Raw genomic sequence first — 26,586 nt, forward strand, 5'->3', positions numbered from 1 at the left:
GCCGGTGGCGGCGGCGGTTTCCGTCGCGACGACCGTGGTGGCGACCGGCCCAGCTACCCCCGCCGTGACGATGACCGTGGTGGTCGTCCTTCCAGCGGCGGTGGGGACCGCCCGTCCTTCCCGCGTCGTGACGACCGTGGTGGCGATCGTCCGCCGTTCCGTCGTGACGACCGTGGTGACCGGCCTGCCGGTGGCGGCGGCGGTTTCCGTCGTGACGACCGTGGTGGCGACCGTCCGTCCTACCCGCGTCGGGACGACGAGCGCGGTGGTTTCCGCGGTGGTCGTGATGACCGTGGTGGCGACCGGCCGTCCTTCCCGCGTCGTGATGACCGTGGTGGGGACCGTCCGTCCTACCCGCGTCGTGACGACCGTGGCGACCGCCCCACGGGTGGTGACCGTGGTGGCTTCCGTGGTCGCGATGACCGTGGTGGCGACCGCGACTTCCGCGCGGACCGCGACCGGGACCCGGTCAAGCGGCTTCCGATCGACGACGACGTCACCGGCCTCGAGATCGACGCCGATGTGCGTCAGGAGCTCCTGAGCCTGCCCAAGGGGCTGGCCGAGGAAGTCTCCCGCAACCTGGTCATGGTCGCCCGGCTGATCGACGAGGACCCCGAGCAGGCGTACGCGTACGCGCGCATCGCCCTGCGACTGGCCTCCCGTGTCGCCGCCGTGCGCGAGGCCGCCGGCTTCGCCGCGTACGCCACGCAGAAGTACAGCGAGGCGCTCGCGGAGTTCCGCGCCGCCAAGCGCATGACCGGCTCGGTCGAGCTGTGGCCCGTCATGGCCGACTGCGAGCGCGGCCTCGGCCGTCCGGAGCGGGCGCTGGCCATGGCCGGCGAGCCCGAGGTGCAGAAGCTGGACAAGGCGGCCCAGGTCGAGATGCGTCTGGTCGCCGCCGGTGCGCGGCGTGACATGGGGCAGCTCGATGCCGCCATCGTGACGCTGCAGAGCCCGGAGCTGGCATCCAGTGCCGTACAGCCCTGGACCGCTCGTCTGCGGTACGCCTACGCCGACGCCCTGCTGGCGGCCGGTCGTGAGGACGAGGCACGTGAGTGGTTCGCCAAGACCGTCGAGGCGGACAAGGACGGGGCCATGGACGCGTCGGACCGGCTCGCCGAGCTGGACGGGGTCGAGTTCGTCGACGCCGCGGCGCACGACGAGGACGACGACGATGACACGGACGACGCCGAGGTGGCGGCGGCCGAGCGTGCCTCGGACGTGGCCGAGTACTACGACGAGGACGACGACGAGTACGAGCCCCTCGAGCAGTCCGAGGCTGACGTCGACGTCGATGCCGATGTCGATGTCGACGACGTCCACGCGGATGTCGCCGACGAGGTCGTCGTCATCGAGGACGACGAGCAGGACACGGGCCGCGACAAGGCCTGATATCGGGTGAGATGAGAAGGGCGGTACCCCTCGGGGTACCGCCCTTCCGCATATCCGGGATGGCCGGTATCCGTCAGTCCAGGCTGCGCAGGACCAGGCCGGTGGCCGGTTTCGGGCCGAAGGACGTGGACTTGCGGGGCATCGTGACGCCTTGGCGGGCCAGGTCCCGGACGACTTCCTCCCGTACCGGGTGGAGCAGGACCGCGGTGCCGCCGTGGCGTTCGGCCATGGCGACGCTGGCCGCCGCGTCGTGGATGTACGCGATGTGCTCGGGGGCGTCCGGGACGTTCCACAGCTCGTCGAGCAGCGTCGCGTGCAGGACGGTGGCGTCCAGTCGGCGCCAGGCCTCGGGGCGGTCGTGGCGGACGGTCCGTTCGAGGAGCTCCAGGTCGGGGTCGGTGACCAGGTGGAAGGTGCCGTCGCCGGTCAGGAGGAAGGCGTTGCCGCGTTCCGCCGCGTCCGCGAGGGTCTCCAGGGCGAGCGGGAGCGGGCCGTCGACCGTACGGACCTGGAAGTGGCCTTCGAGTGCGGCGAGGGCCTGCGCGACCGGGAGGCGGCGCAGCATCCGGTGGATCGCGCGGACCTGGAGCGGGTAGCGGGCGGTGTCCACGAGGAGGACCAGGCCGAAGTCCCACGGGGTGGGCGACCGGTGTTCCTCCTGGAGGCGCAGGTACGTCGCCCAGCGGTGGTGGCCGTCCGCGATGAGGGCCTGGCGGTGGCCGAGGTCGGCGGCGACGGCGGCCAGTTCGGCGGGGTCGGTGACGGCCCAGAGCCGGTGGCAGAAGCCGTCCTCCGTGATGGTCGACAGGAGCGGGGCGCGGCCGGCCGCGGCCTCGACCACCGCTGCGGCGCCGCCGCCGGGCTCTTCTCCGCGGTAGGTGAGGAGGAGGGGTTCGAGATTGGCGGAGGTGGCCCGCATCAGGCCGGCCCGGTCGGTGACCACGTCCGGCATGACGTCCTCGTGGGGCAGGACGATGCCGGCTTCGGCGGTGGACAGGGCGAGGGCGCCGATGATGCCGCGCTGGAGCAGACTGCCCTTGCGCTGCTCGTAGACGTAGAGCGCGGGCTCCGGGTCGGCGCTGAGGATTCCCTCGGCGAGCCAGTCGTGCAGGGTGAGCGCGGCCTGTTCGTTGCGCGCCGCCGGGGTGCCGGCCTGCGGAAGGATCAGGCGGACGATGTTGTGCGGGTCGGCGGATTCGAGGTAGTCGACTCCGTCGGGGCGTACGACCACGTCGTACGGCGGAGAGGTGACGGCGGCCAGGCTGCCGACACGCTCCGGGACATAGCGCAGGCCATGGAAGGGAATCAGGCGCAGCCCATGGTCCGCGGTGCCAGATGTGGTCATTGGTGCATGGTAAGACCCGTCTCGCAGTGCGGGATGATCGGGGGGAGTACGGAATCAGACAAGACCGATCGTATGAGGAGCGGACAGGATGACCGGGCAGAGCAGGACCAGTCCCGCGGCCAGTGAGCGGAGTCTGCACCAGGCGTACGACACCGCTCTGCTGGACCTGGACGGGGTGGTGTACGCGGGCGGGGAGGCCATCGAGCACGCCGTGGAGTCGCTGGCGGTCGCTCGGGCCGAGGGGATGCACCTCGCGTACGTCACCAACAACGCGCTGCGGACCCCGGACGCCGTCGCGGAGCACCTGGGCGAGCTCGGCATCCCGACCGAGGCGGGCGAGGTGATCACTTCCGCGCAGGCGGTGGCCCGGCTGATCTCGGAGCAGGTGGAGCCGGGGTCGAAGGTGCTGGTGATCGGTGGCGAGGGGCTGCGGGTCGCGTTGCGCGAGCGGGGGCTGGTGCCGGTGGAGTCGGCCGACGAGGAGGGGCTCGCGGCGGTCGTCCAGGGGTACGGCGGTCCGGATCTGGCGTGGGGACGGTTCGCGGAGGCCTCGTACGCGATCAACCGCGGGGTGCCGTGGTACGCGTCCAACACCGACCTGACGATTCCGGGGGCGCGCGGGATCGCGCCGGGCAACGGGGCCGCGGTGGAGGTCGTACGCATCGCCACGGGAGCGGAGCCGCAGGTGGCGGGCAAGCCGCTGCCCCCGATGCACCGGGAGACGGTGCTGCGGACCGGGGCGAAGCGGCCGCTGGTGGTCGGGGACCGGCTGGACACCGACATCGAGGGCGCCTTCAACGGGGAGGTGGACTCGCTGCTGGTGCTGACCGGGGTGACGGACGCGGAGCAGCTGGTGCGCGCCGAGCCCAGGCACCGGCCGACGTATGTGGACCGGGACCTGCGGGGACTGCTGACCGGGCAGCCGCCGGTACGGGAGCACGCGGGCGCCTGGCGTTGCGGTGGCTGGTCGGCGGTGGCGATGGATCACAGGCTGGACGTGAGCATGCTCATCAACCTGGAGACGGGTGAGCCCGCGATGCCGGACGCCGATCCGATCGACGGGCTGCGGGCGCTGTGCGCGGCGGCCTGGACGGCGGCCGGGGACGGGGTCTGCACGCTGGACGCGGAGAAGGCCCTGGCCAGGCGGGGTCTTTGAGCGGCCGGGGGGATCAAAGAGCGCGGAGGGTAGGCTAACCTAACCTGCGTGTTGGTTGAGAGTCCCCCCGAACCCGAACCCGAACAGAGCACGGCGCCGGTCGTCGTCGCCCGCCCGCGCCACGCCGCGCGGGCCGTCGGCCTGCTCGCCGCCCTCGCGCTGCTGGCGCTGGTCGCGGTGGCGAGCATCGCCGTCGGCGCCAAGCAGATGCCGCTCGACCAGGTCTGGCACGGCCTGTTCGACTACTCGGGGACGCCCTCCGACGTGGTGGTGCGGGACCTGAGGATCCCGCGCACCCTCCTCGGGCTGATGGTCGGTCTCGGGCTCGGCCTGTCCGGCGCCGTCATGCAGGCGCTGACCCGCAACCCGCTGGCCGAGCCCGGCATCCTCGGCGTCAATGCGGGCGCCGCGGCCGCCGTCGTCTCCGCGATCAGCTTCCTCGGCGCGAACTCCCTGAGCGAGTTCGTGTGGTGGGCCTTCCTCGGCGCCGCCCTCGTCTCGGTGGTCGTGTACGTCCTCGGCGGCAGCCGCAGCGCCACGCCGGTGCGCCTCGCGCTCGCCGGTACGGCGGCCAGCGCGGCCCTCGTCGGCTACATCAACGCCGTGCAGCTGATGGACAGCAAGGCGCTCGACAAGCTGCGCTTCTGGACGGTGGGTTCGCTGGCCTCGGCGAACATGGACACCGTCCGGCAGGTGGCGCCCTTCCTGCTGGTGGGCGCGGTGCTCGCGCTGTCGCTGGGCCGGCCGCTGAACGCGATGGCCATGGGCGACGACACCGCACGGGCGCTGGGCGCCAACCTGACGCGGACCCGGATCGGCGCCATGCTCGCCATCACGCTGCTCTGCGGTGCGGCGACCGCCGCCTGCGGGCCCATCGTCTTCATCGGGCTCATGATCCCGCACCTAGTACGGGTGTTCACCGGGCCGGACATGCGCTGGGTGCTCGCCTACTCGGCCGTCCTCTCGCCCGTCCTGCTGCTGGGCGCCGACGTCATCGGCCGGGTCGTGACCCGGCCCGCCGAACTCCAGGTCGGCATCGTCACCGCCCTCATCGGCGGTCCCGTCTTCATCTATCTGGTTCGGCGCAAGAGGATGGCCCAGCTGTGACAGTGACCGCCGCACCCCGGAAAGAACGGGCCGGCCGGTCCGGGCCCCGCCCGCTGCGCCTGCCCGGCGGGGTGTCCCTGCGCGTGGAGCGGCGTGCCCTGGCCACCGGGGCACTGCTCACCGCCGCGGTGCTCGCGATGGCCGTCGTACTCATCGGCACCGGCGACTTCCAGATCGCGCCCTGGGACGTCGTACGGACCCTGCTGGGCAACGGCACCCCCGCCGACGACTTCATCGTCAACGACCTGCGCCTGCCGAGGGTCCTGGTCGCCGTGCTCGTCGGCGCGGCCCTCGGAATGTCGGGAGCCGTCTTCCAGTCCGTCTCCCGCAACCCGCTCGGCTCCCCGGACCTGCTCGGCTTCGGCTACGGCTCGGCGGTCGGCGCGCTCACGGTCATCATCGTGTTCAACGGCAGCGCCACCGCGGTGGCCGCGGGCGCGCTGGTCGGCGGCCTGCTGGCCGGTGTCGCCGTCTACCTGCTGGCCTACAAGCAGGGGGTCCAGGGCTACCGGCTGGTGCTGGTGGGCATCGGGGCCTCCGCCATGCTCGTCGCCGTCATCCAGTACCTGCTCACAAAGGCCCAACTGGTCGAGGCCACCCGGGCGATGGTCTGGCTGACCGGTTCACTGGCCGGCCGGGACTGGGCTCAGGTGTGGCCGCTCCTCGTGACCTGCGCGGTGCTCTTCCCCCTGGTCCTCGGGCAGGGCCGGGCCCTGCGGATGATGGAGATGGGCGACGACGCCGCGTACGCCCTGGGAGTACGGGTGGAACGCACGCGCCTGCTGCTGATGCTGGCGGCGATCCTGCTCACCACCGCGGCGAGCGCCGCGGCCGGGCCCATCAGCTTCGTCGCGCTGGCCGCGCCGCAGCTGGCCCGGCGGCTGACCCGCTCACCCGGGGGGAGCCTGCTGACCGCCGCCCTCATGGGCTCGGTGCTGCTGCTGGTGTCCGACTGGGCCTCGCAGCGGGCCTTCGGCTCCGACCAGCTCCCGGTGGGTGTGGTGACCGGGCTGGTCGGCGGTGTCTATCTGCTCTGGCTGCTCGTCACCGAGCGCAAGGCGGGACGTATATGACTGCGACGTATCGGAACCTGAGGAGTGGGCAAGTGCAGCGGCTGACCGCGGAGAACGTGACCCTCGGCTACGACCAGCGGGTCATCGCCGAGAACCTGTCGGTGGAGATCCCCGACAACTCCTTCACGGTGATCGTCGGTCCCAACGCCTGCGGCAAGTCCACGCTGCTGCGCGCCCTCTCGCGGATGCTGAAGCCGGCCGCCGGACGGGTGCTGCTGGACGGGCAGGCCATCGGGTCCATGCCGGCGAAGAAGGTGGCCAAGACCCTCGGCCTGCTGCCGCAGTCCTCGATCGCGCCCGACGGCATCACGGTGGCCGATCTGGTCTCGCGCGGCCGGTACCCGCACCAGGGGCTGCTGCGGCAGTGGTCGCAGGAGGACGAGCGGATCGTGGTGGAGTCGATGGTCTCCACCGGGGTCGCCGAGCTCGCGGACCGGGCCGTGGACGAGCTGTCGGGCGGGCAGCGGCAGCGCGTGTGGATCGCGATGGCGCTGGCCCAGCAGACCCCGCTGCTGCTGCTGGACGAGCCGACGACCTACCTGGACATCCAGCACCAGATCGACGTGCTCGACCTGTGCGCCGAGCTGCACGAGAACCAGGGGCGGACCCTGGTCGCGGTGCTGCACGACCTCAACCACGCGGCCCGGTACGCCACGCACCTGATCGCGATGCGGGGCGGCGAGGTCGTCGCCGAGGGGCCGCCGGCGGAGGTGGTCACGGCCGAGCTGGTGGAGAAGGTGTTCGGGCTGCGCTGCCAGATCATCGACGACCCGGAGACGGGGACGCCGCTGGTGATTCCGGCGGCGCGGGGCGTCCGGGCGGTGGCTCGCGCCGTATAGCGGGCGCGGGCCCGCCCCGCGGGGCTCCACCGCGATCGCGACCCTGCTAGAGCAGGCTCTTCAGCCGGAGCAGGTCGCGGAAGCCCGCCTCCAGACTGACCCGGCCCGAGGCCCAGGCCTTGGCGAACTTCAGCTCGCCCGCGACCATCGCGACCAGGTCGTCGCCGGCCATCGCGAGCCGGATCTCGGCCTTGGCGGCCGGCGGGCCGGGGGTGAGCGTCTCCACCAGGATCCGGCCGTCCTGGAGGCGGCCCGTGAAGGTGCGGTCCAGGTCGGTGATGTGGCAGCTCAAGGAGCGGTCGAGCGCGGCAGTGCCGCGCACGCCGCCTTCGGCCCGCGCGAGACTGCCGGAGAGTTGGTCGAGTGCTTCGCGGCACTCCTGGATCGTAGCCATCGTGATCACGACCGTACCGCAGAGCCATGCGTGGTCGCGGGGCGCTTCGGGGTAGCGTCGGGGCATGAGCGACGAAGTGCCCGATGCCGTGCCTGCCGGTGCCCCGCGGGCGCCTGCCGCCGAAGCCGCCGCCGAGCCCGCCGGGCCCGCGGCACTGGGCGTCGTACGCACCACCACCGGCCACGCCGGTGTGGACGGGCACCTGGCGCGGCTGGCGGACGCCGACCACCTCGCCGCGGAGGGCCACCTCGCGGTGTACGAGGATGTCCACAGGGGGCTGCGCGAGGCGCTGACCGCGCTGGACGCACCGCCCGTCCCCGGACCGTACGAAAACAGGAGCTGAACCGAACGTGGCAGGAGTGGCACGCCGCCGCCTGGACGCCGAACTGGTACGCCGCAGCATGGCCCGCTCCCGCGAGCACGCCGCGCAGCTGATCGCCGCGGGCCGGGTGACCGTGGGCGGCACCACCGCGACCAAGGCGGCCACCCAGGTCGAGACCAGCGCGGCTCTGGTCGTCCTCAAGGACGACAGCGACCCCGACTACGTCTCCCGCGGCGGCCACAAACTCGCGGGCGCGCTCGCGGCCTTCCAGCCGCTGGGGCTGCGCGTGGAGGGCCGCCGGGCGCTGGACGCCGGCGCCTCGACCGGCGGGTTCACCGACGTACTGCTGCGCGCGGGCGTCGACCATGTCGTCGCCGTGGACGTGGGCTACGGGCAGCTCGCCTGGTCGCTGCAGAGCGACGACCGGGTCACCGTCAAGGACCGTACGAACGTCCGCGAGCTGACGGTCGAGCAGATCGGCGGAGTCCCGGCCGACGTGGTCGTCGGCGACCTGTCCTTCATCTCGATCGGCCTGGTGCTGCCCGCGCTGGTGCGGTGCACGGCGCCGGACGCGGACCTCGTGCTGATGGTGAAGCCGCAGTTCGAGGTCGGCAAGGACCGGCTGGGCAGCGGTGGTGTGGTGCGCAGCCCGGAGCTGCGGGCGGAGGCCGTGCGCGAGGTCGCGGCGCAGGCGGCGAAGCTGGGGCTGGGCGTGCTCGGGGTGACCGCCAGTCCGCTGCCGGGGCCGTCGGGGAACGTCGAGTACTTTCTGTGGTTGCGGGCGGGGGCACCCGAACTCGACCCGGCGGATGTCGAGCGGGCAGTGGCGGAGGGGCCGCAGTGACACATTCATCAACTTCATCAGTGGTGCGCAAGGTGTTCCTCCTCGCGCACACCGGGCGGCCGGCGGCCATCCGCAGCGCCGAGCTCGTCGTCCAGGGCCTGCTGCGGTGCGGGCTGGGCGTACGGGTCTTCCAGCACGAGGCGGTGGACCTGCCGCTGCCACCCGAGGTGGAGCTCGTCAGGGAGTCGGATCCCGGGGTGCTCGACGGCTGCGAGCTGCTGATCGTCCTGGGCGGGGACGGGACGCTGCTGCGCGGCGCGGAGTTCGCGCGTGCTTCCGGGGTGCCGATGCTGGGCGTCAACCTGGGCCGGGTGGGATTCCTCGCCGAGGCCGAGCGGGACGACCTGGACAAGGTCGTGGACCGGGTCGTGACGCGCGAGTACGAGGTCGAGGAGCGGATGACCCTCGACGTGATCGTGCGCAGGAACGGCGATGTCGTCCACCGGGACTGGGCGCTGAACGAGGCCGCCGTCCAGAAGGTGTCGCCGGAGCGGATGCTGGAGGTGGTCCTGGAGGTCGACGGGCGCCCGGTGTCCGGTTTCGGCTGCGACGGCATCGTCTGCGCGACTCCGACCGGCTCGACGGCGTACGCCTTCTCCGCGGGCGGGCCGGTGGTCTGGCCGGAGGTGGAGGCGCTGCTGATGGTGCCGATCAGTGCGCACGCGCTGTTCGCGAAGCCGCTGGTGACCTCGCCGACCTCGGTGCTGGCGGTGGAGGTGCAGACGGGGACTCCGCACGGGGTGCTGTGGTGCGACGGCCGTCGCATGCTGGAGCTGCCGGACGGGGCCCGGGTGGAGGTCCGGCGGGGCGCGGTGCCCGTGCGACTCGCCCGCCTGCACCACGCGTCCTTCACGGACCGGCTCGTCGCGAAGTTCGCGCTGCCGGTGTCGGGCTGGCGTGGAGCGCCCCACTAGCGACCTCTTCCGGCGCCCGACGTAGCGCCTCTTCTCGCGCCCGCCGTCTCTCGGGGCGCGCCTTGAGGGGCGCCCTAATAGCACGTCCGTTCGGAGAACTCTCGGCGGGTGACGTCACATGGCACCCATGAAACCTCGGTATCGTCGTCCCGTGCTTGAGGAGATGCGGATACGGTCGCTCGGGGTCATCGACGACGCGGTGGTCGAGCTGTCGCCCGGTTTCACCGCGGTGACCGGCGAGACCGGCGCGGGCAAGACGATGGTCGTCACCAGCCTCGGGCTGCTGCTCGGCGGTCGCGCCGACGCGGCCCTCGTACGCGTCGGGGCCAAGGCCGCGGTCGTCGAGGGGCGCATCGTGCTGCGCCCGGGCGCTCCCGCCGCCCTGCGCGCCGAGGAGGCCGGGGCGGAGCTCGACGACGGCGCCCTGCTGATCAGCCGCACCGTGTCCGCCGAGGGACGCTCACGCGCCCACGTCGGCGGCCGATCCGTGCCCGTCGGCCTGCTCGCCGAACTCGCGGACGACCTGGTCGCCGTCCACGGACAGACCGACCAGCAGGGGCTGCTGAGGCCGGCCCGCCAGCGGCAGGCGCTCGACCGCTACGCCGGGGACGCCGTCGCCGTTCCGCTGGAGAAGTACGCGGCCGCCTACCGGCGGCTCCGCGCGGTCGCCGTCGAACTGGAGACCATCACCACCCGGGCCCGGGAACGGGCCCAGGAGGCCGACCTGCTGCGCTTCGGGCTGGACGAGATCGCGGCCGTGGAACCGGTGGCCGGTGAGGACACCGAACTGGCGGCGGAGGCGGAGCGGCTCGGCCACGCCGAGTCGCTGGCCTCGGCGGCGCAGGTGGCGCACGCAGCACTCGCGGGCAATCCCGAGGACCCCGAGGGCATCGACGCCAACACCCTCGTCGCGGGCGCCCACCGGGCACTGGAATCCGTACGGTCCCACGACCCGGCGCTCGGCTCGCTCGCCGAGCGGATCGCGGAGCTGGGGATCCTGCTGGCGGATGTGGCCGGGGAACTCGCGGGGTACGCCGACGACCTGGACGCCGATCCGCTGCGGCTCGCCGCGGTGGAGGAGCGGCGGGCGGCCCTGACCCAGCTGACGCGCAAGTACGGCTCCGCGGGCACCGTGGACGCGGTGCTGGAGTGGGCCGAGCAGGGCGCGGCGCGGCTGCTGGAGCTGGACGGCGACGACGAGCGGATCGCCGAGCTGACCGCGGAGCGGGACGGGCTGCGCTCCGAACTCTCCCTGCTGGCGCAGGCGTTGACGGACGCCCGGGTGGAGGCGGCGACGCGCTTCGCCTCGGCCGTCACCGAGGAGCTGGCCTCCCTGGCCATGCCGCACGCGCGGGTCACGATCGACGTCCGGCAGGTCGAGGACCCCGACGGCGTGGAGGTGGACGGCCGCCGCGTCGCCTACGGCCCTTCGGGCGCGGACGAGGTGGAACTGCTGCTGGCCCCGCACCCCGGAGCCCAGCCCCGGCCGATCGCCAAGGGCGCCTCGGGCGGTGAGCTGTCCCGGGTGATGCTGGCCGTGGAGGTCGTCTTCGCGGGCTCCGACCCGGTGCCGACGTACCTCTTCGACGAGGTCGACGCGGGCGTCGGCGGCAAGGCGGCGGTCGAGGTGGGCCGACGCCTGGCCAAGCTGGCCAAGTCGGCGCAGGTCGTCGTCGTCACGCACCTGCCGCAGGTGGCGGCCTTCGCGGACCGGCAGCTGCTGGTCGAGAAGACCAACGACGGCTCCGTGACGCGCAGCGGGGTCACCGTCCTGGAGGGCGAGGACCGGATCCGCGAGCTGTCGCGCATGCTCGCGGGCCACGAGGACTCGGCCTCGGCACGGGCCCACGCCGAGGAACTGCTGGCGGCGGCGCACGCCGACGCCGACGCGGACGCGGTCACGTAAGGCGACGACCGAGGCGACCTCAACCTCGCCCGCATCGACGCCCACCTCACCGACACACCCCGGGCCCGCACCCGCACCAGCCACTTCACAGCACTTCGCCCCGCCGGATAGGTCCCGCGGGGCGAAGTGACGGGCCCGAACCGGAACGCGCCGGGAGGACGCGGCGATAGCCCGTGTGGGTGAGGCTGGAGGGTGTCTGACGCGATCTCACACGGGATCCGCACCCGTATGGTCCCGGAACGCGCGTGCGGGCTGGCATCCTGGGCGACGTCTCTGACTCCCTCACCCAGGAGCTTCGGCCCGTGAGCAGCTCCCCGGTCTCCGCCCCGGTCCCCGCCCAGCCCTACGGGCGGCCGCCGCTGCGGACCGTCCACGTACTCGGCGGGGCGGGCGCGGACAGCGGCGCGCACGTACGGTCGCTCGCGACCGGGCTCGCCGCGCGCGGGGTACGGGTCACGGTGTGCGCGCCCGTCGAAGCGGAGGGGGAGTACGACTTCACCGGAGCCGGGGCGCGGTTCGCGCCCGACGCGGTGAGCGCGCTGCGGGCCGCGTGCGCCGGCGCGGACGTTGTCCACGCGCACGGCGTACGGGCCGGGATGCGGGCCGCGCTGGCGCTGCGGGGGCGGCGCGTGCCGCTGGTGGTGAGCTGGCACGGTGACGGCCCCGAGGCCGCCGGTGCGCTCGGGCGGCTGAGCCGGATCCTGGAACGCCATGTGGCGCGGGCCGCGGCGGTCGTGCTGGGAGCCTCCTCGGACCAGGTGGACCTCGCGCGCCTGCGGGGGGCGCGGGACGCGCGGCTGGCGCCGGTGGCGGTGCCCGCGCCCGCGCCCGGGTGGCCGGAGCCGGCTCCGGATCCCGGCAAGGCGCGGGCGGAACTCGGGGCGGTGGAAAGGCCGTTGCTGATCGCCGTCGGGAGCCTGGTGCCGCACCGGGGGTACTCCGTACTCCTCGACGCGGCGCGGGCGTGGCGGGCGCTGGATCCCGTACCGCTGCTGGTGATCGCGGGGGAGGGGCCGCTGCGGGCCGAACTGTCCCGGCGGATCGAGGCGGAGGGGCTGCCGGTGCGGCTGCTGGGGCGGCGCCGGGATGCGGCGCAGCTGCTGGCGGCGGCGGACCTGGCGGTGCTGCCGAGCCGGTGGGAGGCGCGGGCGCCGCTGGCGCAGGAGGCGCTGCGGGCGGGTGTGCCGTTGGTGGCCACGGCGGTGGGGGGAGTGCCGGAGCTGGTGGGGGAGGGGGCGGTGCTGGTGCCGTACGGGGACGCGGGGGCGTTGGCCGAGGCCGTTGCCGGGCTGCTGGGAGATCCGGAACGGCGGGCGGAGCTGGCCGCTGCCGGGCGCGCCCAGGCCGCGACGTGGCCGTCGGAGGACGACACGGTCGCGCAGGTCCTGTCCGTCTACGACGAGCTGATGGAACGGGCCCGCCGCTGACGCGGCTTCCCCTGGGTTCGGCCGGGACCCCGCGCCTCACACGCCGGCGGGGCCGAATGTGCCCGGCGGGTGGATGTGCCGGCGGGGCGGAAGTGCCGCTGCGCGGCAACCCGGGGCTCCGCCCCGGACCCCGCGCCTCAAACGCCGGCGGGGCTGAATATGCCGGGGCTGGATGTGCCCGGCCGGGTGGATGTTCCGCTGCGCGGTGACGCGGGGGATGCGTCAAGAAGGGACGTGGCGGCGGGCGCGGAGGGCCAGGCTGAGGGAGAGGACCGTTTCGGGGTCGTCCAGGTCGGTGCCCAGGAGTTCCGAGATGCGGGCCAGGCGGTTGTAGAGGGTCTGGCGGTTGAGGTGGAGCTCGCGGGCCGTTTCCGCTTTGCGGCCCGCGTGGGCGAGGTACGTCTCCAGGGTGGGCAGCAGCGGCGGCCGCGAGGTCACGTCGTGCGCCCGGAGCGGGCCGATCGCGCGGTCCACGAAGGCCGCCAGGTCGGGCTGTTCGCGCAGCCGCCACAGCAGCAGGTCGATGTCCAGGCGCCGGGCGTCGTACCAGGGGCGGGGCGGGAGGCCGTGGGCGGCCGTGGCGGTCTCCGCGGCGTGGCGCAGGCCCGACGAGGCGGCCGCCCAGCCGCCCGGGACGCCGACGACCACGGCGGGCGGGGCGGTGGCGCGGTCGAGGCCCGCGCGGTCGACGCCTGCCCGCAGCGCGGCGGCGACCCGGTCCGCCACGGCCGTACGTTCGGACTCCGCGCGCAGGGAGACCAGGAGCGGGACCCGGCCCTCGACCGGGCGGACGCCCAGCAGGACCGGGACCCCGACGGACGACAGCTCCTCCAGGACGGCCCGGGCCAGGACGGCCCAGTTGCCGGAGGGGCTCAGCTCCGGGGACAGCCGCATGACCACCGGCAGCAGCGGCCCGGCGCCCGGCTTGAAGCCCAGGACGCGGGCCTGCGCCGGGGCGTCCTCCGCCGAGATGCGGCCCTCCGCCAGGTCCGTCAGGAAGTCGCCGCGGCCGCGCGCCGCCAGTTCTTCCTCCTGCCTGGCCTGCATCAGTACCACCGCGAGGACGCCCGCCGTGCGTTCCGCCGCCATGCGGTGCACGGGCAGGAGGGGGGCCGAGACGCCCAGCAGTACGACCCGCGCCCGGACCGAGCCCGTGCCGTGGCCCCCGCCCGGTACGTCGACGACCACCGCGTTGGCCGACGGCTCGGCCTCGCGCTGGCCCCGTAGGCCCTCCCACACCTGGAGGGGGTCCGCGCCCGGGTCCCCGGCCGAGCTGCCGGCCGCGTACAGCAGCTGTCCGTCGGGGGTCTCCAGGAAGACCGGGTTCGCGCTGAAGTCGGCCAGGATGCGCAGGACCTGGGGGATGCCGCCGCCGCCCAGCAGTGCTTCCGTGCAGCGCCGGTGGACTTCCTCGGCGCGCTGCAGCAGGGCGTAGTGGCCGTTGACGATCTCGGTGTGGACCTCCTCCGTGACGGTGACGAAGGGGACTTCCCGGTGGAGTTGCACCAGCGGGAGGCCCGCGGCGCGTGCGGTGTCCACGATGGTCGCCGGAAGGCGGGTGAAGCGCGGGCCCAGTTCGACCACGAGCGCGGCGATCCCCCGGTCCGCGAGGCGGCGTACGAAGGCACGCTGCTCGGCGGGCCGGGTGCCGAGGCCGAGCCCCGTGGTCAGCAGCAGCTCGCCGCCCTTGAGCAGGGAGGCGATGTTGGGCACCTCGCCCGCGTGCACCCAGCGGACCGTCCGGCCCAGGCGATCGGCGCAGGCCACCACCTCCGGAAGGCCGCTGCGCAGCCCCGGCAGCTCCAACGCACGCTGAACCGTGATCCCGCCCTGGTCGTCCATATCGCGGGACGGTACCGGCCTGGCTGTTCCGAACACATCACTCATCGGTTACGGAGACCGATATGCCCCCATCCGGCCCGACAACTCGTCTTCCCTGCAAGGAGATTATCGGACTACATGCCGATTGTGGTCTGCGTCACGCGGGGAGAGAGTGGCGCCCTCCACACAGAAGAGGACGCCATGAGCAGAGACAACACCGGCAAGTCGCCCGAGACAGCCGCAACCCCGCAGGTGCAGCGGCTGAAGGCCAACTCGGTCGGGTTGGTCGGCGTCGTGTTCATGGCGGTCGCCACCGCCGCCCCGATCACCGCCATGACCGGCAACCTCCCCATCGCGGTCGGTTTCGGAAACGGCGTCGGCGCCCCGGCCGGCTATCTCTTCGCGACCCTCGTCCTGACCGTCTTCGCCGTCGGCTACGTCGCGATGGCCAAGCGCATCACCGCCGCCGGCGCCTTCTACGGATACATCTCGCACGGCCTGGGACGGATCGCCGGAATGGCCTCCGGGATGCTCGCCGTCCTCGCGTACATCGTCTTCGAGGCCTCGATCGTCGGGGTGTTCTCCTACTTCGCCAAGACCACCGTCCAGGACCAGCTCGGGGTCGACCTGCCCTGGGTGCTCTACGCGGCCGCCATGCTGGCCGTCACGGCCGCCCTCGCGCACTTCGACATCAACCTCACCGCCCGGGCGCTCGGCGTGATGCTCGTCGCGGAGATCGCCGTGCTGTTCGCCGTCGCCACCGCGGTCCTGATCGCCGGCGGCGGCCCGGACGGGATCCCGCTCGAACCCGTCAACCCGAAGAACGCCTTCACCGGCACCTCCGCAGGGCTCGGCCTCTTCTTCGCCTTCTGGTCCTGGGTCGGCTTCGAATCCACCGCCATGTACGGGGAGGAGTCGCGCGACCCGAAGCGGGTCATCCCCAGGGCCACCCTCATCTCGGTCGTCGGCGTCGGCCTCTTCTACATCTACGTCTCCTGGATGGCCATCGCGGGCAACGGCCTGACCAAGTCCGTGGAACTGTCCGCCTCCGCCAGCCCCCTCGACCTCTTCTTCGCGCCCACCCAAGCCTTCATCGGCGCCTGGGCGGTCGACGCCTTCCAGTGGCTCCTGCTCACCGGATCCTTCGCCTGCGGGATGGCGTTCCACCAGTGCGCCGCCCGCTACCTCTACGCCATCGGCCGGGAGGGCTTCCTCTCCCCGAAGCTCGGCCGCACGCACGCCAAGCACGGTTCCCCGTACATCGCCTCCGTGGTGCAGACCGCCATCGCCACCGCGCTCGTCGCCGGCTTCTGGCTCACCGGCCAGGACCCGTACCTGCACCTCTACACGCTGCTCGCGATCCTCGGCACGATGGCCATCCTGATCGTGCAGACACTGTGCTCCTTCGCCGTCATCGGGTACTTCCGCAAGAACCACCCCGAGGACCGGCACTGGTTCAAGACCATGACCGCCCCGCTGCTCGGCGGCGTCGGCATGACCGCCGTCGTGGTCCTGCTCGTGCTCAACATGGAGACCGCGGCGGGAAGCGCCGCCGGCTCCGTCTTCTTCACCCTGATCCCGTGGATCGTCGGCGGCGTCTTCCTCGGCGGGCTCGGGCTCGGCTTCTGGCTCAAGGCCAAGGCGCCCGAGCGCTACGAGATCATCGGCCGGATCGTTCTGGAGGACGCCGCCGAGCGCACCGGTGACACCGCCCCCCCGGACTCGGCCGCCGCCTCGTCCGACCCTTCGTCACCCTCCACCCCCTCCACCGCCTCCACTCCCACCACCCCCTCCGCGCCGTCCGACCCGACCGCCGCGAACGTCTGAGGAGCCCCCGCCATGGCCCGTACCCCCGTCATGCACGCCCTGCGGCGACTCGCCGCCGAACACGCCGCCGCCACGAGGCTCGCGCTGCCCGCCGCCGAGGTCCGCGGCTCCACCCGCCGTGAACTCCTCGGCCGCGCCGCCGCCCTCGGCCTCGGCACCGCCCTCGCCTCCTCCGCGACCGCCTACGCCGCCGAGGCCCTCCCCGACAAGAGGAAGCGCGTCACCCCCGCCCGGGTCGCCGTCGTCGGCGCCGGCATATCCGGCCTGACCGCCGCGCTCACCCTCCAGGACGCCGGCGTCGCCTGCACCCTCTACGAGGCCAACCCCGGCCGGGTCGGCGGCCGCATGTGGACCCAGCGCGACCACTGGGCCCACGGCCAGGCCTCCGAGATCGGCGGCGAGCTGATCGACACCAGCCACAAGAAGATCCTGGCGCTGTGCCGCCGCTTCGGCCTGCGCACCGAGGACTTCCTCGGCGGCGGCCCCATTGGGGCGGAAGAAGTCCTCTGGTTCAACGGCGAGTACTACCCGCGCCACCAGGCCGACGAGGACTTCAAGGCCGTCTTCCAACGGCTGCACCGCGACCTCCAGGAGGCCGGCGAGGTCAGCTGGAACAGCACCACCCCCACCGGCACGGCCCTCGACAACATGACCATCTACGAGTGGATCGAGACCCGGGTCCCCGGCGGCCACGGCTCCCAGCTCGGCCGCTTCATCGACGTGGCCTACAACGTCGAGTACGGAGCCGACACCGACCAGCAGTCCGCCCTCGCACTGGTCCTCCTGATGGGCTATCAGCCCAACCCCGGCCACTTCAACGTCTGGGGCCTGTCCAACGAGCGCTACCACATCGCCGGCGGCAACGACCAGCTGCCGAACGCCATCGCCGCGGCGCTCCCCGCCGGCTGCCTGGTCATGGGCCGCGAACTCGTCGCCGTACGCGCCAACGCCGACGGCACCCAGACCCTCACCTTCAACGACTCCGGGGCGATCCGCACCGCGACCGCGGACCACACCATCCTGTGTCTGCCGCTCCCGGTCCTCCAACGCGTGGACACCGCCGGGGCCGGCTTCGACCCGCTCATGCGCAATCTCCTGCGGGACGCCCGGATGGGCCACTGCACCAAGCTCAACATGCAGTTCACCGCGCGGCCGTGGCGCGGCACCGGAGCCTGGCCGGGCGTGTCCGCCGGGGACTGCTTCACCGACTCCGACGTCCAGCAGACCTGGGACACCACCAAGGTGCAGCCCGGCACCGGGGGCATCCTGCTCCAGTACGCGGGCGGCAGCCTGGCCGCCTCGCTCGCCCCGGCCACCCCCTTCGCCACCGAGTCCGACCCCTACGTCCGCGGCCTCGCCGACCGCATGCTCACCGGCATCGACGCCTTCTACCCGGGCACCAAGGCGGTCTGGAACGGGAGGGCGCAGCTCTCGGCGTGGCACCGCAGCCCCTACTCGCTGGGGGCGTACTCGTACTGGCCCACCGGATACCTGCACCGCTACGCCAAGTACGAGGGCACCGCCCAGGGCAACATCCACATCGGCGGCGAGCACACCAGCTACGACTTCCAGGGGTTCATGGAGGGCGGCGCCACCGAGGGCGAGCGGGCGGCGCGTGAGGTGATCACCGCGCTCACCTGATCATCCAAAGCACCTGATTACCGCGCGCACCTGATCACCGCACGCACCTGAACGTCGAGCCGCCCGGACGTCGAGCCCGCCTGAGTCTCAGGCGGGCTTGATGTTGTGGTTGAAGCGGAAGACGTTGTCCGGGTCGTACGTACGCTTCACCTCGCCCAGGCGGCGCATGTTCTCCTCGCCCAGCCCGGCCACCACACGCTGCGAGCCCTCGTTCCCCGTGAAGTTGAGGTAGACCGCGCCGGTGGACCAGGGCTGGACCGCGGCACGTACGTCGTGCACCCACCGGCGGACCCGCTCGTCGTCCGCCGGCTTCTCCCAGATCCCGAACGGGTGCACGGCCCAGGGCGCGCCGCGGTACGGCACCGGGTACTCGGCCGGGCCGGCGGCGATGGCGCCACCCTGCGGCCACAGGAAGTGCTGGGTGCCCGTCGGTACCGGCATGGCCCCGGCGAGACCGCAGAAGACGTCCACGAAGTCGTCGGGCACCCCGGTCAGGTACTCCGCCGACCAGTAGTTCCGCATCCCCGGCGGGTCGTCGATCATGCACTGCAGATCGGCGTAGGGGATGGCCGTGACGATCTCGGACACGTGCGGCAGCGCCAGCAGCGGCTCGGCGAGCCGCCGCATCTCCTCCTCGGGACCCGCGTACGTCAGCAGCACGCCGCTCAGCAGCTGTCCGACCAGGTGCGGCGGTACGAACTCCTCGGGCGGGCCGGTCATGTACAGGACCCCGCCGCTCGCCTCCGGCGGCCCGGACTCGATGACGTCCCGGTATCTGCGGACCGCCTCGGGCCCGTGCTCCGGCAGGTACAGGACGAGCGCGATCGACATGTGGGGCAGCTCGTGCAGGCGCAGGGTCAGCGCGGTCGCCACACCGAAGTTGCCGCCGCCGCCGTGCAGGGCCCAGAACAGGTCCGGATGGTCCTCGGCGGTCGCCGTGAGCGTGCTGCCGTCGGCGATGACCAGGTCCACGCCGAGGAGGTTGTCCACCGCCAGGCCGAACTTGCGGTCCAGCCAGCCGGAGCCGCCGCCCAGCACGAAGCCGCCGACGCCGGTGGTCGAGGCGCGCCCGCCGGTCGTGGCCAGGCCGTACGGCTCGCAGGCCCGGTCCAGGTGGCTCATGGTGGCGCCGCCGCGGACCCGCACGGTCCTGGCCGCCGGATCGACCGTCACCTCGGTCATCCGGCGCAGGTCGATGACGAGCGCCGCGTCCCCCAGGCCCATTCCCGCCACGCTGTGGCCGCCGCCGCGGACCGCGATCGAAAGGTCCAGATCCCGGGCGAAGCGGACGGCCGTGACGACGTCCGCCTCGCTCTCGCACTGGGCGATCACGGCCGGACGCCGGTCGATCATGGCGTTGAAGACGGTCCGGGCCTCTTCGTAGCCGCTGTCCCCGGGAGCGAAGACCGCGCCCGGGAGGTCGTCGCGGAGCGCGGCCAGCGCCGTGCCCGCCTTCGAGGGGAAAGCCATGGCCGCCGCCTTCCGAGAAGGGCACAAGACCTTTTCAGGCTAGGCGCGCGCACCGCCACGAGCATCCCGGGACCCGGGCCGCCGGCCCGCGCGTCAGCCCCCGTACGCCCCGCTCGCCGTCAGCCGCAGCGCCGTGTCGATGAGCGGAACGTGACTGAAGGCCTGCGGGAAGTTCCCCACCTGCCGCTGCAGCCGCGGATCCCACTCCTCGGCCAGCAGCCCCACGTCGTTGCGGAGCGCCAGCAGCTTCTCGAAGAGCCGCCGCGCCTCGTCCACCCGCCCGATCATCGCCAGGTCGTCGGCCATCCAGAACGAGCACGCGAGGAAAGCCCCCTCGTCCCCCTCCAGACCGTCCACGCCGGCCTCCTCGCCCGCCGTCGGATAGCGCAGGATGAAACCGTCGGGCGTGGACAGCTCGCGCTGGATCGCCTCGATGGTGCCGATGACCCGCTTGTCGTCCGGCGGCAGGAAGCCCATCTGCGGAATCAGCAGCAGGGAGGCGTCCAGCTCCTTCGACCCGTACGACTGGGTGAAGGTGTTGCGCTCCTTGTCGTAGCCCTTCTCGCACACGTCCTGGTGGATCTCGTCGCGCAGCTCGCGCCAGCGCTCCAGCGGGCCGTCCGCGTCCCCGCTCTCGATCAGCTTGATCGTGCGGTCCACGGCCACCCAGGCCATCACCTTCGAGTGCACGAAGTGGCGGCGCGGACCGCGCACCTCCCAGATGCCCTCGTCCGGCTGGTCCCAGTGGGTCTCCAGATAGCGGATCAGCTTGAGCTGGAGCAGCGAGGCGTAATCGCTGCGGGCCAGGCCCGTCATGTGGCCCAGGTGCAGGGCCTCGGTGACCTCGCCGTACACGTCGAGCTGGAGCTGGCCCGCGGCCCCGTTGCCGACGCGGACCGGGCGGGAGTTCTCGTAGCCCGGCAGCCAGTCCAGCTCGGTCTCGCCGAGCTCGCGCTCGCCCGCGATCCCGTACATGATCTGCAGGTTCTCCGGGTCGCCGGCGACCGCGCGCAGCAGCCATTCGCGCCAGGCGCGGGCCTCCTCGCGGTAGCCGGTGCGCAGCAGGGAGGACAGGGTGATGGCGGCGTCGCGCAGCCAGGTGTAGCGGTAGTCCCAGTTCCGGACGCCGCCGATCTCCTCCGGGAGGGATGTGGTCGGCGCGGCGACGATCCCGCCCGTGGGGCCGTACGTGAGGCCCTTGAGCGTGATCAGGGAGCGGACCACGGCCTCCCGGTAGGGCCCGTGGTACGTGCACTGCTCGACCCACTCGCGCCAGAACTCGGTGGTCGCCTCCAGGGCCGCCTCGGCGTCGGGAGCCTCCGGGGCGCCACGGTGCGAACGCTGCCAGCTGATGCTGAAGGCCATCCGGTCGCCCGGCCCGACGGTGAAGTCGGAGTACGTCGTCAGGTCCTTGCCGTACGTCTGCGCCTCGGTGTCCAGCCACACCGAGTCGGGGCCGGCGACGGCGACGGTGCGCCCGTCGACCTTGTGCACCCAGGGCACGACGCGCCCGTAGCTGAACCGCATGCGCAGCGCGGAGCGCATCGGGACGCGTCCGCTGACGCCCTCCACGATGCGGATCAGCTGCGGGGCGTGGTCCTCGCGCGGCGGCATGAAGTCGATCACGCGGACCGTGCCGCGCGGGGTCTCCCACTCCGACTCCAGCACCAGCGAGTCACCGCGGTAGCGGCGGCGAGTGGCACGCGGAGCCTCGGAACCGGCCGCGAAGGCCGGGCCGATCCGCCAGAACCCGTGATCCTCGGTGCCGAGAATGCTCGCGAAGACGGCATGGGAGTCGAAACGGGGCAGACACATCCAATCCACTGCCCCGTCCCGGCAGACCAACGCCGCGGTCTGCATGTCCCCGATCAGTGCGTAATCCTCGATGCGCCCGGACACGTTGCATCTCCAGTCGAACGGCCACGTCCGCCCCGAAGGGCGCTTGCATTGCGGTTGCGCGGGCTTCCTGTGTACAGGGATGCCCGCGTGCAGCCCATGATTCCGTATGCCGGCTCCATCTGGCCGTCTGCCGGTCTGCTCGGCGGCGATGTGTGCAATATCCGAGCAGGATATGACGGCACCCTAGTGATCTCCTTAATCCTGACAAGAATGCGGCTCCGCCAAACGGGTGAGCAGCTGGTCCGTCACCTCGGCGGCGTCGCGGGGAGGCCCTCGCCGCGTGGCCGGAGGCGGACCGGCCCGGGCGCTGATAGGCTGGTACCCCGTGGACCGGTGGTCTGCCTGTGCGAATCAGGAGCCCCGAAACCGCAGCTTCGGCGCCCCCTGAGACCCTCCGGATCTCCGCGGAACGGCGCCGGACGCACCTCACTTCGCGACCACGGGAGCCCCCTCTTGGCGATGCCGCCCAAATCCATGACGACCAAGCACATCTTCGTCACCGGGGGTGTCGCTTCGTCCCTCGGCAAGGGGCTGACGGCCTCCAGCCTGGGTGCGCTGCTGAAGGCGCGCGGTCTTCGGGTCACGATGCAGAAGCTCGACCCGTACCTGAACGTCGACCCCGGCACCATGAACCCCTTCCAGCACGGTGAGGTGTTCGTCACCAACGACGGCGCCGAGACCGACCTGGACATCGGTCACTACGAGCGCTTCCTCGACGTCGACCTCGACGGCTCGGCCAACGTCACCACCGGCCAGGTCTACTCGCAGGTCATCGCCAAGGAGCGGCGCGGCGAGTACCTCGGTGACACCGTGCAGGTCATCCCGCACATCACCAACGAGATCAAGCACCGCATCCGGCGGATGGCGACCGATGACGTCGACGTCGTCATCACCGAGGTCGGCGGCACGGTCGGCGACATCGAGTCGCTGCCCTTCCTGGAGACCGTCCGCCAGGTCCGCCACGAGGTCGGCCGCGACAACGTCTTCGTCGTGCACATCTCGCTGCTGCCCTACATCGGCCCCTCCGGTGAGCTGAAGACCAAGCCGACCCAGCACTCGGTCGCGGCCCTCCGCAACATCGGCATCCAGCCCGACGCGATCGTGCTGCGCGCCGACCGCGAGGTCCCGACCTCCATCAAGCGCAAGATCTCGCTGATGTGCGACGTCGACGAGGCCGCCGTGGTCGCCGCCATCGACGCCAAGTCGATCTACGACATCCCGAAGGTGCTGCACACCGAGGGCCTGGACGCGTACGTCGTGCGCAAGCTCGACCTGCCCTTCCGCGACGTGGACTGGAGGGTCTGGGAAGACCTCCTGGACCGCGTCCACAACCCCGACCACGAGGTCAAGGTCGCACTCGTCGGCAAGTACATCGACCTGCCGGACGCCTACCTGTCGGTGACCGAGGCGCTGCGCGCCGGCGGCTTCGCCAACAAGGCCCGCGTCAACATCAAGTGGGTCACCTCCGACGACTGCAAGACCCCGGCCGACGCCGCGGCGCAGCTGGCCGACGTGGACGCGATCTGCGTCCCCGGCGGCTTCGGCGACCGCGGTGTGAACGGCAAGGTGGGCGCGATCACCTACGCCCGCGAGAACAAGATCCCGCTGCTGGGCCTCTGCCTCGGCCTGCAGTGCGTGGTCATCGAGGCCGCGCGGAACCTCGCGGGCATCGCGGACGCCAACTCCACCGAGTTCGACGCGTCCACCCCGCACCCGGTCATCTCGACCATGGAGGAGCAGCTGGCCTTCGTCGAGGGCGCGGGCGACCTGGGCGGCACCATGCGCCTGGGCATGTACCCGGCGAAGCTCGCCGAGGGCTCCATCGTGCGCGAGGTCTACGGTGACCAGGCGTACGTGGACGAGCGCCACCGGCACCGCTACGAGGTGAACAACGCCTACCGCGGCGAACTGGAGAAGAAGGCGGGCCTCGTCTTCTCCGGCACCTCCCCGGACAACAAGCTGGTCGAGTACGTCGAGTACCCGCGCGAGGTGCACCCCTACCTGGTGGCCACCCAGGCCCACCCGGAGCTGCGCTCGCGCCCGACGCGCCCGCACCCGCTCTTCGCCGGGCTGGTCAAGGCCGCCGTCGAGCGGCAGCAGGCCGCCAAGTAAGAGCCCGACCGCATAACGTAGGCAGCCGGGGCACGCATCGTGCCCCGGCTGTTTTCATGTTTTCGGGAAGGTACCGGCCATGGCCAAGGGCAACGACAACGGCAACGGCAACGACGGCGGCATCAAGGACACTCCGGAGTCGTGGGAAGTCGTCGCCTCGCGGACCCCGTTCCAGGGCGCGAAGACGGCGGTCCGCTCGGACCAGGTCCGGATGCCGGACCGCGCCGTGGTGCGCCGCGACTACCAGGCACACCCCGGGTCGGTGTGCGTACTCGCCCTCGACGACCAGCAGCGGGTGCTGGTGCTGAGCCAGTTCCGGCACCCGGTGCGGCACCGGCTGTGGGAGCTCCCGGCGGGGCTGCTGGACATGCAGGGGGAGAACCCGCTGCGCGCGGCGCAGCGGGAGCTGTACGAGGAGGCGCACGTCAAGGCGGAGGACTGGCGCGTGCTGGTCGACTTCTTCTCCTCGCCGGGAGGGTCGGACGAAGCGGTACGGGTCTTCCTGGCGCGTGAGCTGTCGGAGGCGGAGGGGGCGCGCTACGAGGTCTCCGAGGAGGAGTCGGACATGGAGATCGCCAGGGTTCCGCTCGCGGAGCTGGTGACCGGCGTCCTGGAAGGGCGGCTGGGCAATCCGGGCCTGGTGGCGGGCGTGCTGGCCGTCTCCGCCGCGCTCGCGGGAGACGGCCTGGACGCGCTCCGACCCGCCCTCGCCCCCTGGCCGGCCCGCCCGTACGAGGCGTAGCCCGGGCGGGCCCAGGTCTAGCCCTGGCGGTCCGCGCTTAGCCCTGGCGGGTCCAGCGCCGCTCCCGGGACTCTGTCCCGGACCCCGCGCCGCAAACTCACCCGGCTGCCTCCCCCAGACTCCGTCCGGGGGGAGCCCCGGAAGCGGCGGGGAGCGTTCCGGGGGCTGGCCGCGACGGCCGGTTTTCCGCGAACGGGCCCGCGTGGCAAACGCCATCGGTGTGACCATCCGCTGATCCGATTGGGGGATTTGCCCGCCGCGCTCCACCCGGGTCGTCGCTCTGCGTGAACTACGCTCGCAACCCGAAGGCAGGGAGAGGAGCGGATCCGTGACGGATTTCGTCGGGCGGCGGCGTGAGCTCAAGGAGCTGCGCGAGGACATCGCACGGACCGGGCTCGACACCCTCTCGGGCCGGAAGGCCAAGGCGCCGCGGGCACGGGTGCTGCTCATCGCGGGGCGGCCGGGGTCCGGGCGGACCGCGCTCGCCGAGGCGTTCGTGCGCGAGGTCGCCGGCCAGTATCCCGACGGGGTGCTCCGGACGCGGCTGACCGCTCCCGGCGGGGAGACCGTCGACACCGAGCGCGCCGTCCGGGGCCTGCTCGAAGGGCTGGGGCAGCACACTCCCGCCGGGGCCGGGGAGGATGAGCTGAGCTCCGCCCTGCGCGGCGCGCTCGCCGGCCGGCGGGTGATCATCCTCGTCGACGACGCCGCCGACCCGCACCAGGTCGACGCGCTGCTGCCCGACACCCCCGAGTGCCTCGTCGTGGTCACCGCCGAGGGCCCGCTCACCGGGATCCCCGACGTGCGGCCCTGCACCCTCGGCGGGCTCGACACCCCCTCCGCCGTCGAGATGCTCGTCCAGCGCATCGGTGACACCCGTGTCACCGCCGACCCCCGCGCCGCCGAGACCCTCGCCGAGGAGTGCGGGGGCCAGCCCGCCGCGCTCAGCCTCGTCGGCGGCTGGCTGGCCGCACACCCCAAGGCCTCCGTCGCCGACGTGGCCAAGCAACTGCACGACATGCCGGTCAGCACCGGCGGGCCGCTCGCCCGCGGCTTCCGGCTCGTCTACGAGTCCCTGCCCCAGCCCGCCCAGCGCACCCTGCGGCTGCTGCCGCTCGCCCCCGCGGGCGTGATCGACTCGCACACCGCGTCCGCGCTGGCCGGCTGCTCCGTGGCCGCCGCCCAGTCCACCCTGGACGATTTCGCCGGGCTGGGCCTCGTACGCCATGCCCACGACGGGCTGTTCCTTCTGCCCGGCTGCCTCGCTCCCCTGCTCCAGGCACTGCTCGAAGCCAGGGAGCGCCCCGCCGAGGTCCAGCTGGCGCGGGCCCGGATGCTGGAGCGCACCGTACGGCTGCTGCACTCCTGCCGGGCCATGGCCGAGGCGGACGAGGACCCGCGCCTCGGTGGACCGGAGAAGCTGGACGGATTCCCGCGCGCGCTGCGCTTCCCCGACCGCCGGGCCGCCGCGACCTGGCTGAACACCCGGCTGCCCGCGCTGTCCGCGGCGGCCTCGCTGGCCGTGGCCGACGGCGAGCTGGACACCCTGGCCCGGCGGCTGGTCGCCGCCCTCGTACGGGCCCTGGCCGATCACCGCGGCACCGCCGAGGCCGCCCCCGAGCTGTACGGGCTGCACCGGCTGGTCCTCGACGTCGCCGAGCGCCGCAACCTGCACCGCGAGCAGGCCGCCGCGCTGCTGAATCTGGCCGACCTGGACGCCGAAACCGGCCGGACCCAGGAGGCCCTCGACCGCTACCGGGCCGCGCTGGACGCCGGACGGGCCGCGAAAGATCCGTACGCGACGGGCCGCGCGATGGAATCCGTAGGCGGTGCGTACCAGGAGATGGCGGACTGGCACCGGGCCGCCGACTGGTTCGGCCGCGCCCTCTCCCAGGCCCTCGCCCGCGGCGAACGCGCCGACGAGGCCCGCCTGTACGGGCGGCTCGGCAACGTCCACACGTACGCCGGCCGGTACGGGGACGCGCTGCGCAGCTGGCGCGCCGCGGCGGCCGGGTACCGGAAGCTCGCCGATGTCCCGGGCCAGGCAAAGGCGTTGAGCGAGATGGCGCGGATCCAGGAATACGCGGGGCGGCCCGAGGAGTCCCTGCACACCTGCCGGGAGGCGGTGGAACTGGCGCGCAAGGCGGGGGATCAGCGGCTTCAGGCCGCGCTCCAGGTGCGGTTGGCCGACACGCTGGACAGGCTGGGCGACCCGGCAGCCGCGAGGCTGCACCGCTCCGCGGCCGACAGATTGCTGGGAGACGACCCCGCAGCCTGCGAAATCCGCAGTACTTCCGACTGAGATTATTCGTTTGCAAGGCTAGACAGCGACTCATCCTTCATTAGACTGGCTCC

20 protein-coding genes and 1 pseudogene are annotated in these 26,586 nt (G+C 72.7%); 16 read left to right on the forward strand and 5 right to left on the reverse strand.

Features of this window, described 5'->3' with window-relative positions; all coding sequences use genetic code 11:
• Together ABZX75_RS26950 and ABZX75_RS26955 are read left to right on the forward strand one after the other, a co-directional pair.
• Window positions 1-541: pseudogene (locus ABZX75_RS26950) on the forward strand (hypothetical protein); the annotation flags it as partial.
• The gene (locus tag ABZX75_RS26955; protein ID WP_355414893.1) at window positions 523-1,392 is read left to right on the forward strand and encodes a tetratricopeptide repeat protein; all 870 of its coding nucleotides are present in this window, start codon (window positions 523-525) and stop codon (window positions 1,390-1,392) included. The pseudogene ABZX75_RS26950 and the gene ABZX75_RS26955, both read left to right, overlap by 19 nt.
• 73 nt (window positions 1,393-1,465) lie before the next feature.
• Here ABZX75_RS26955 and ABZX75_RS26960 read toward each other — a convergent pair whose 3' ends face one another.
• Window positions 1,466-2,737, reverse strand: a complete 1,272-nt coding sequence (locus ABZX75_RS26960; RefSeq protein WP_355414895.1) for a DUF1015 domain-containing protein — start codon at window positions 2,735-2,737, stop codon at window positions 1,466-1,468.
• Window positions 2,738-2,825: 88 nt separating this feature from the next.
• On the opposite strand from ABZX75_RS26960, the gene ABZX75_RS26965 reads away from it, so the two are divergent.
• The 4 genes from ABZX75_RS26965 to ABZX75_RS26980 are packed head-to-tail and all read left to right on the forward strand — an operon-like array spanning window position 2,826 to window position 6,912.
• Window positions 2,826-3,893, forward strand: a complete 1,068-nt coding sequence (locus ABZX75_RS26965; RefSeq protein ID WP_355414897.1) for an HAD-IIA family hydrolase — start codon at window positions 2,826-2,828, stop codon at window positions 3,891-3,893.
• A 48-nt stretch (window positions 3,894-3,941) separates the two neighbouring features.
• On the forward strand, window positions 3,942-5,000 hold the full coding sequence (locus ABZX75_RS26970) for an iron chelate uptake ABC transporter family permease subunit (RefSeq protein ID WP_355414899.1): 1,059 nt from the start codon (window positions 3,942-3,944) through the stop codon (window positions 4,998-5,000).
• Window positions 4,997-6,073, forward strand: a complete 1,077-nt coding sequence (locus ABZX75_RS26975) for an iron chelate uptake ABC transporter family permease subunit (protein WP_355414901.1) — start codon at window positions 4,997-4,999, stop codon at window positions 6,071-6,073. Before ABZX75_RS26970 ends, ABZX75_RS26975 begins: the two co-directional genes overlap by 4 nt.
• Window positions 6,070-6,912 carry an ABC transporter ATP-binding protein gene (locus ABZX75_RS26980; RefSeq protein WP_355414903.1) on the forward strand — a complete coding sequence of 281 codons (843 nt, stop codon included), beginning with the start codon at window positions 6,070-6,072 and terminating at the stop codon, window positions 6,910-6,912. Before ABZX75_RS26975 ends, ABZX75_RS26980 begins: the two co-directional genes overlap by 4 nt.
• Before the next feature lie 46 nt (window positions 6,913-6,958).
• Here ABZX75_RS26980 and ABZX75_RS26985 read toward each other — a convergent pair whose 3' ends face one another.
• Complete coding sequence (locus ABZX75_RS26985) at window positions 6,959-7,306, reverse strand: SCP2 sterol-binding domain-containing protein (RefSeq protein ID WP_355414905.1); 348 nt, start codon at window positions 7,304-7,306, stop codon at window positions 6,959-6,961.
• Between the two features lie 64 nt (window positions 7,307-7,370).
• On the opposite strand from ABZX75_RS26985, the gene ABZX75_RS26990 reads away from it, so the two are divergent.
• The 5 genes from ABZX75_RS26990 (at window position 7,371) to ABZX75_RS27010 (ending at window position 12,719) form a co-directional block, all read left to right on the forward strand.
• The gene (locus ABZX75_RS26990; RefSeq protein WP_355414907.1) at window positions 7,371-7,649 is read left to right on the forward strand and encodes a hypothetical protein; all 279 of its coding nucleotides are present in this window, start codon (window positions 7,371-7,373) and stop codon (window positions 7,647-7,649) included.
• 7 nt (window positions 7,650-7,656) lie between these two features.
• On the forward strand, window positions 7,657-8,472 hold the full coding sequence (locus tag ABZX75_RS26995; RefSeq protein WP_355414909.1) for a TlyA family RNA methyltransferase: 816 nt from the start codon (window positions 7,657-7,659) through the stop codon (window positions 8,470-8,472).
• Complete coding sequence (locus tag ABZX75_RS27000) at window positions 8,469-9,386, forward strand: NAD kinase (RefSeq protein WP_355414911.1); 918 nt, start codon at window positions 8,469-8,471, stop codon at window positions 9,384-9,386. Before ABZX75_RS26995 ends, ABZX75_RS27000 begins: the two co-directional genes overlap by 4 nt.
• Before the next feature lie 163 nt (window positions 9,387-9,549).
• Window positions 9,550-11,292 (forward strand): DNA repair protein RecN, encoded by a 1,743-nt coding sequence (gene recN, locus ABZX75_RS27005; protein ID WP_355415000.1) that lies wholly within the window; start codon window positions 9,550-9,552, stop codon window positions 11,290-11,292.
• Between the two features lie 302 nt (window positions 11,293-11,594).
• Window positions 11,595-12,719 (forward strand): glycosyltransferase family 4 protein, encoded by a 1,125-nt coding sequence (locus ABZX75_RS27010; RefSeq protein WP_355414913.1) that lies wholly within the window; start codon window positions 11,595-11,597, stop codon window positions 12,717-12,719.
• 222 nt (window positions 12,720-12,941) lie between these two features.
• Here the strand turns inward: ABZX75_RS27010 and ABZX75_RS27015 are convergent, their stop codons facing one another.
• Window positions 12,942-14,561, reverse strand: a complete 1,620-nt coding sequence (locus ABZX75_RS27015; RefSeq protein ID WP_355414915.1) for a PucR family transcriptional regulator — start codon at window positions 14,559-14,561, stop codon at window positions 12,942-12,944.
• A gap of 180 nt (window positions 14,562-14,741) precedes the next feature.
• On the opposite strand from ABZX75_RS27015, the gene ABZX75_RS27020 reads away from it, so the two are divergent.
• Complete coding sequence (locus ABZX75_RS27020) at window positions 14,742-16,367, forward strand: APC family permease (protein WP_355414917.1); 1,626 nt, start codon at window positions 14,742-14,744, stop codon at window positions 16,365-16,367.
• Window positions 16,368-16,379: 12 nt separating this feature from the next.
• On the forward strand, window positions 16,380-18,008 hold the full coding sequence (locus ABZX75_RS27025) for an NAD(P)/FAD-dependent oxidoreductase (protein ID WP_355414919.1): 1,629 nt from the start codon (window positions 16,380-16,382) through the stop codon (window positions 18,006-18,008).
• An 87-nt stretch (window positions 18,009-18,095) separates the two neighbouring features.
• On the opposite strand, the gene ABZX75_RS27030 is transcribed toward ABZX75_RS27025, so the two are convergent.
• Complete coding sequence (locus ABZX75_RS27030; RefSeq protein WP_355414921.1) at window positions 18,096-19,478, reverse strand: FAD-binding oxidoreductase; 1,383 nt, start codon at window positions 19,476-19,478, stop codon at window positions 18,096-18,098.
• A 93-nt stretch (window positions 19,479-19,571) separates the two neighbouring features.
• Window positions 19,572-21,377 carry a glycoside hydrolase family 15 protein gene (locus ABZX75_RS27035; protein WP_355414923.1) on the reverse strand — a complete coding sequence of 602 codons (1,806 nt, stop codon included), beginning with the start codon at window positions 21,375-21,377 and terminating at the stop codon, window positions 19,572-19,574.
• A 459-nt stretch (window positions 21,378-21,836) separates the two neighbouring features.
• On the opposite strand from ABZX75_RS27035, the gene ABZX75_RS27040 reads away from it, so the two are divergent.
• The 3 genes from ABZX75_RS27040 to ABZX75_RS27050 all read left to right on the forward strand — a co-directional run bounded on the left by ABZX75_RS27040 (window position 21,837) and on the right by ABZX75_RS27050 (window position 26,533).
• A complete protein-coding gene (locus ABZX75_RS27040) occupies window positions 21,837-23,489 on the forward strand; it encodes a CTP synthase (RefSeq protein ID WP_355414925.1) in 1,653 nt (550 codons plus the stop codon).
• Between the two features lie 79 nt (window positions 23,490-23,568).
• Window positions 23,569-24,231, forward strand: coding sequence for an NUDIX hydrolase (locus ABZX75_RS27045; protein WP_355414927.1), 663 nt, complete (start codon window positions 23,569-23,571; stop codon window positions 24,229-24,231).
• Between the two features lie 328 nt (window positions 24,232-24,559).
• Complete coding sequence (locus ABZX75_RS27050; protein ID WP_355414929.1) at window positions 24,560-26,533, forward strand: tetratricopeptide repeat protein; 1,974 nt, start codon at window positions 24,560-24,562, stop codon at window positions 26,531-26,533.
• Window positions 26,534-26,586: the final 53 nt, after the last annotated feature.

Origin of the sequence: Streptomyces sp. NPDC003038 (assembly GCF_040611115.1) — a bacterium.
GTDB lineage: Bacteria > Actinomycetota > Actinomycetes > Streptomycetales > Streptomycetaceae > Streptomyces.

What these genes read in the sequence shown, in the direction of transcription:
- ABZX75_RS26960 (WP_355414895.1), bottom strand. Translation starts at nt 2,737, where the DNA reads ATGACCACATCTGGCACCGCGGACCATGGGCTGCGCCTGATTCCCTTC.
- ABZX75_RS26965 (WP_355414897.1), top strand. Translation starts at nt 2,826, where the DNA reads ATGACCGGGCAGAGCAGGACCAGTCCCGCGGCCAGTGAGCGGAGTCTG.
- ABZX75_RS26980 (WP_355414903.1), top strand. Translation starts at nt 6,070, where the DNA reads ATGACTGCGACGTATCGGAACCTGAGGAGTGGGCAAGTGCAGCGGCTG.
- ABZX75_RS26985 (WP_355414905.1), bottom strand. Translation starts at nt 7,306, where the DNA reads ATGGCTACGATCCAGGAGTGCCGCGAAGCACTCGACCAACTCTCCGGC.
- ABZX75_RS26990 (WP_355414907.1), top strand. Translation starts at nt 7,371, where the DNA reads ATGAGCGACGAAGTGCCCGATGCCGTGCCTGCCGGTGCCCCGCGGGCG.
- recN (WP_355415000.1), top strand. Translation starts at nt 9,550, where the DNA reads ATGCGGATACGGTCGCTCGGGGTCATCGACGACGCGGTGGTCGAGCTG.
- ABZX75_RS27015 (WP_355414915.1), bottom strand. Translation starts at nt 14,561, where the DNA reads ATGGACGACCAGGGCGGGATCACGGTTCAGCGTGCGTTGGAGCTGCCG.
- ABZX75_RS27020 (WP_355414917.1), top strand. Translation starts at nt 14,742, where the DNA reads ATGAGCAGAGACAACACCGGCAAGTCGCCCGAGACAGCCGCAACCCCG.
- ABZX75_RS27025 (WP_355414919.1), top strand. Translation starts at nt 16,380, where the DNA reads ATGGCCCGTACCCCCGTCATGCACGCCCTGCGGCGACTCGCCGCCGAA.
- ABZX75_RS27030 (WP_355414921.1), bottom strand. Translation starts at nt 19,478, where the DNA reads ATGGCTTTCCCCTCGAAGGCGGGCACGGCGCTGGCCGCGCTCCGCGAC.
- ABZX75_RS27040 (WP_355414925.1), top strand. Translation starts at nt 21,837, where the DNA reads ATGCCGCCCAAATCCATGACGACCAAGCACATCTTCGTCACCGGGGGT.
- ABZX75_RS27045 (WP_355414927.1), top strand. Translation starts at nt 23,569, where the DNA reads ATGGCCAAGGGCAACGACAACGGCAACGGCAACGACGGCGGCATCAAG.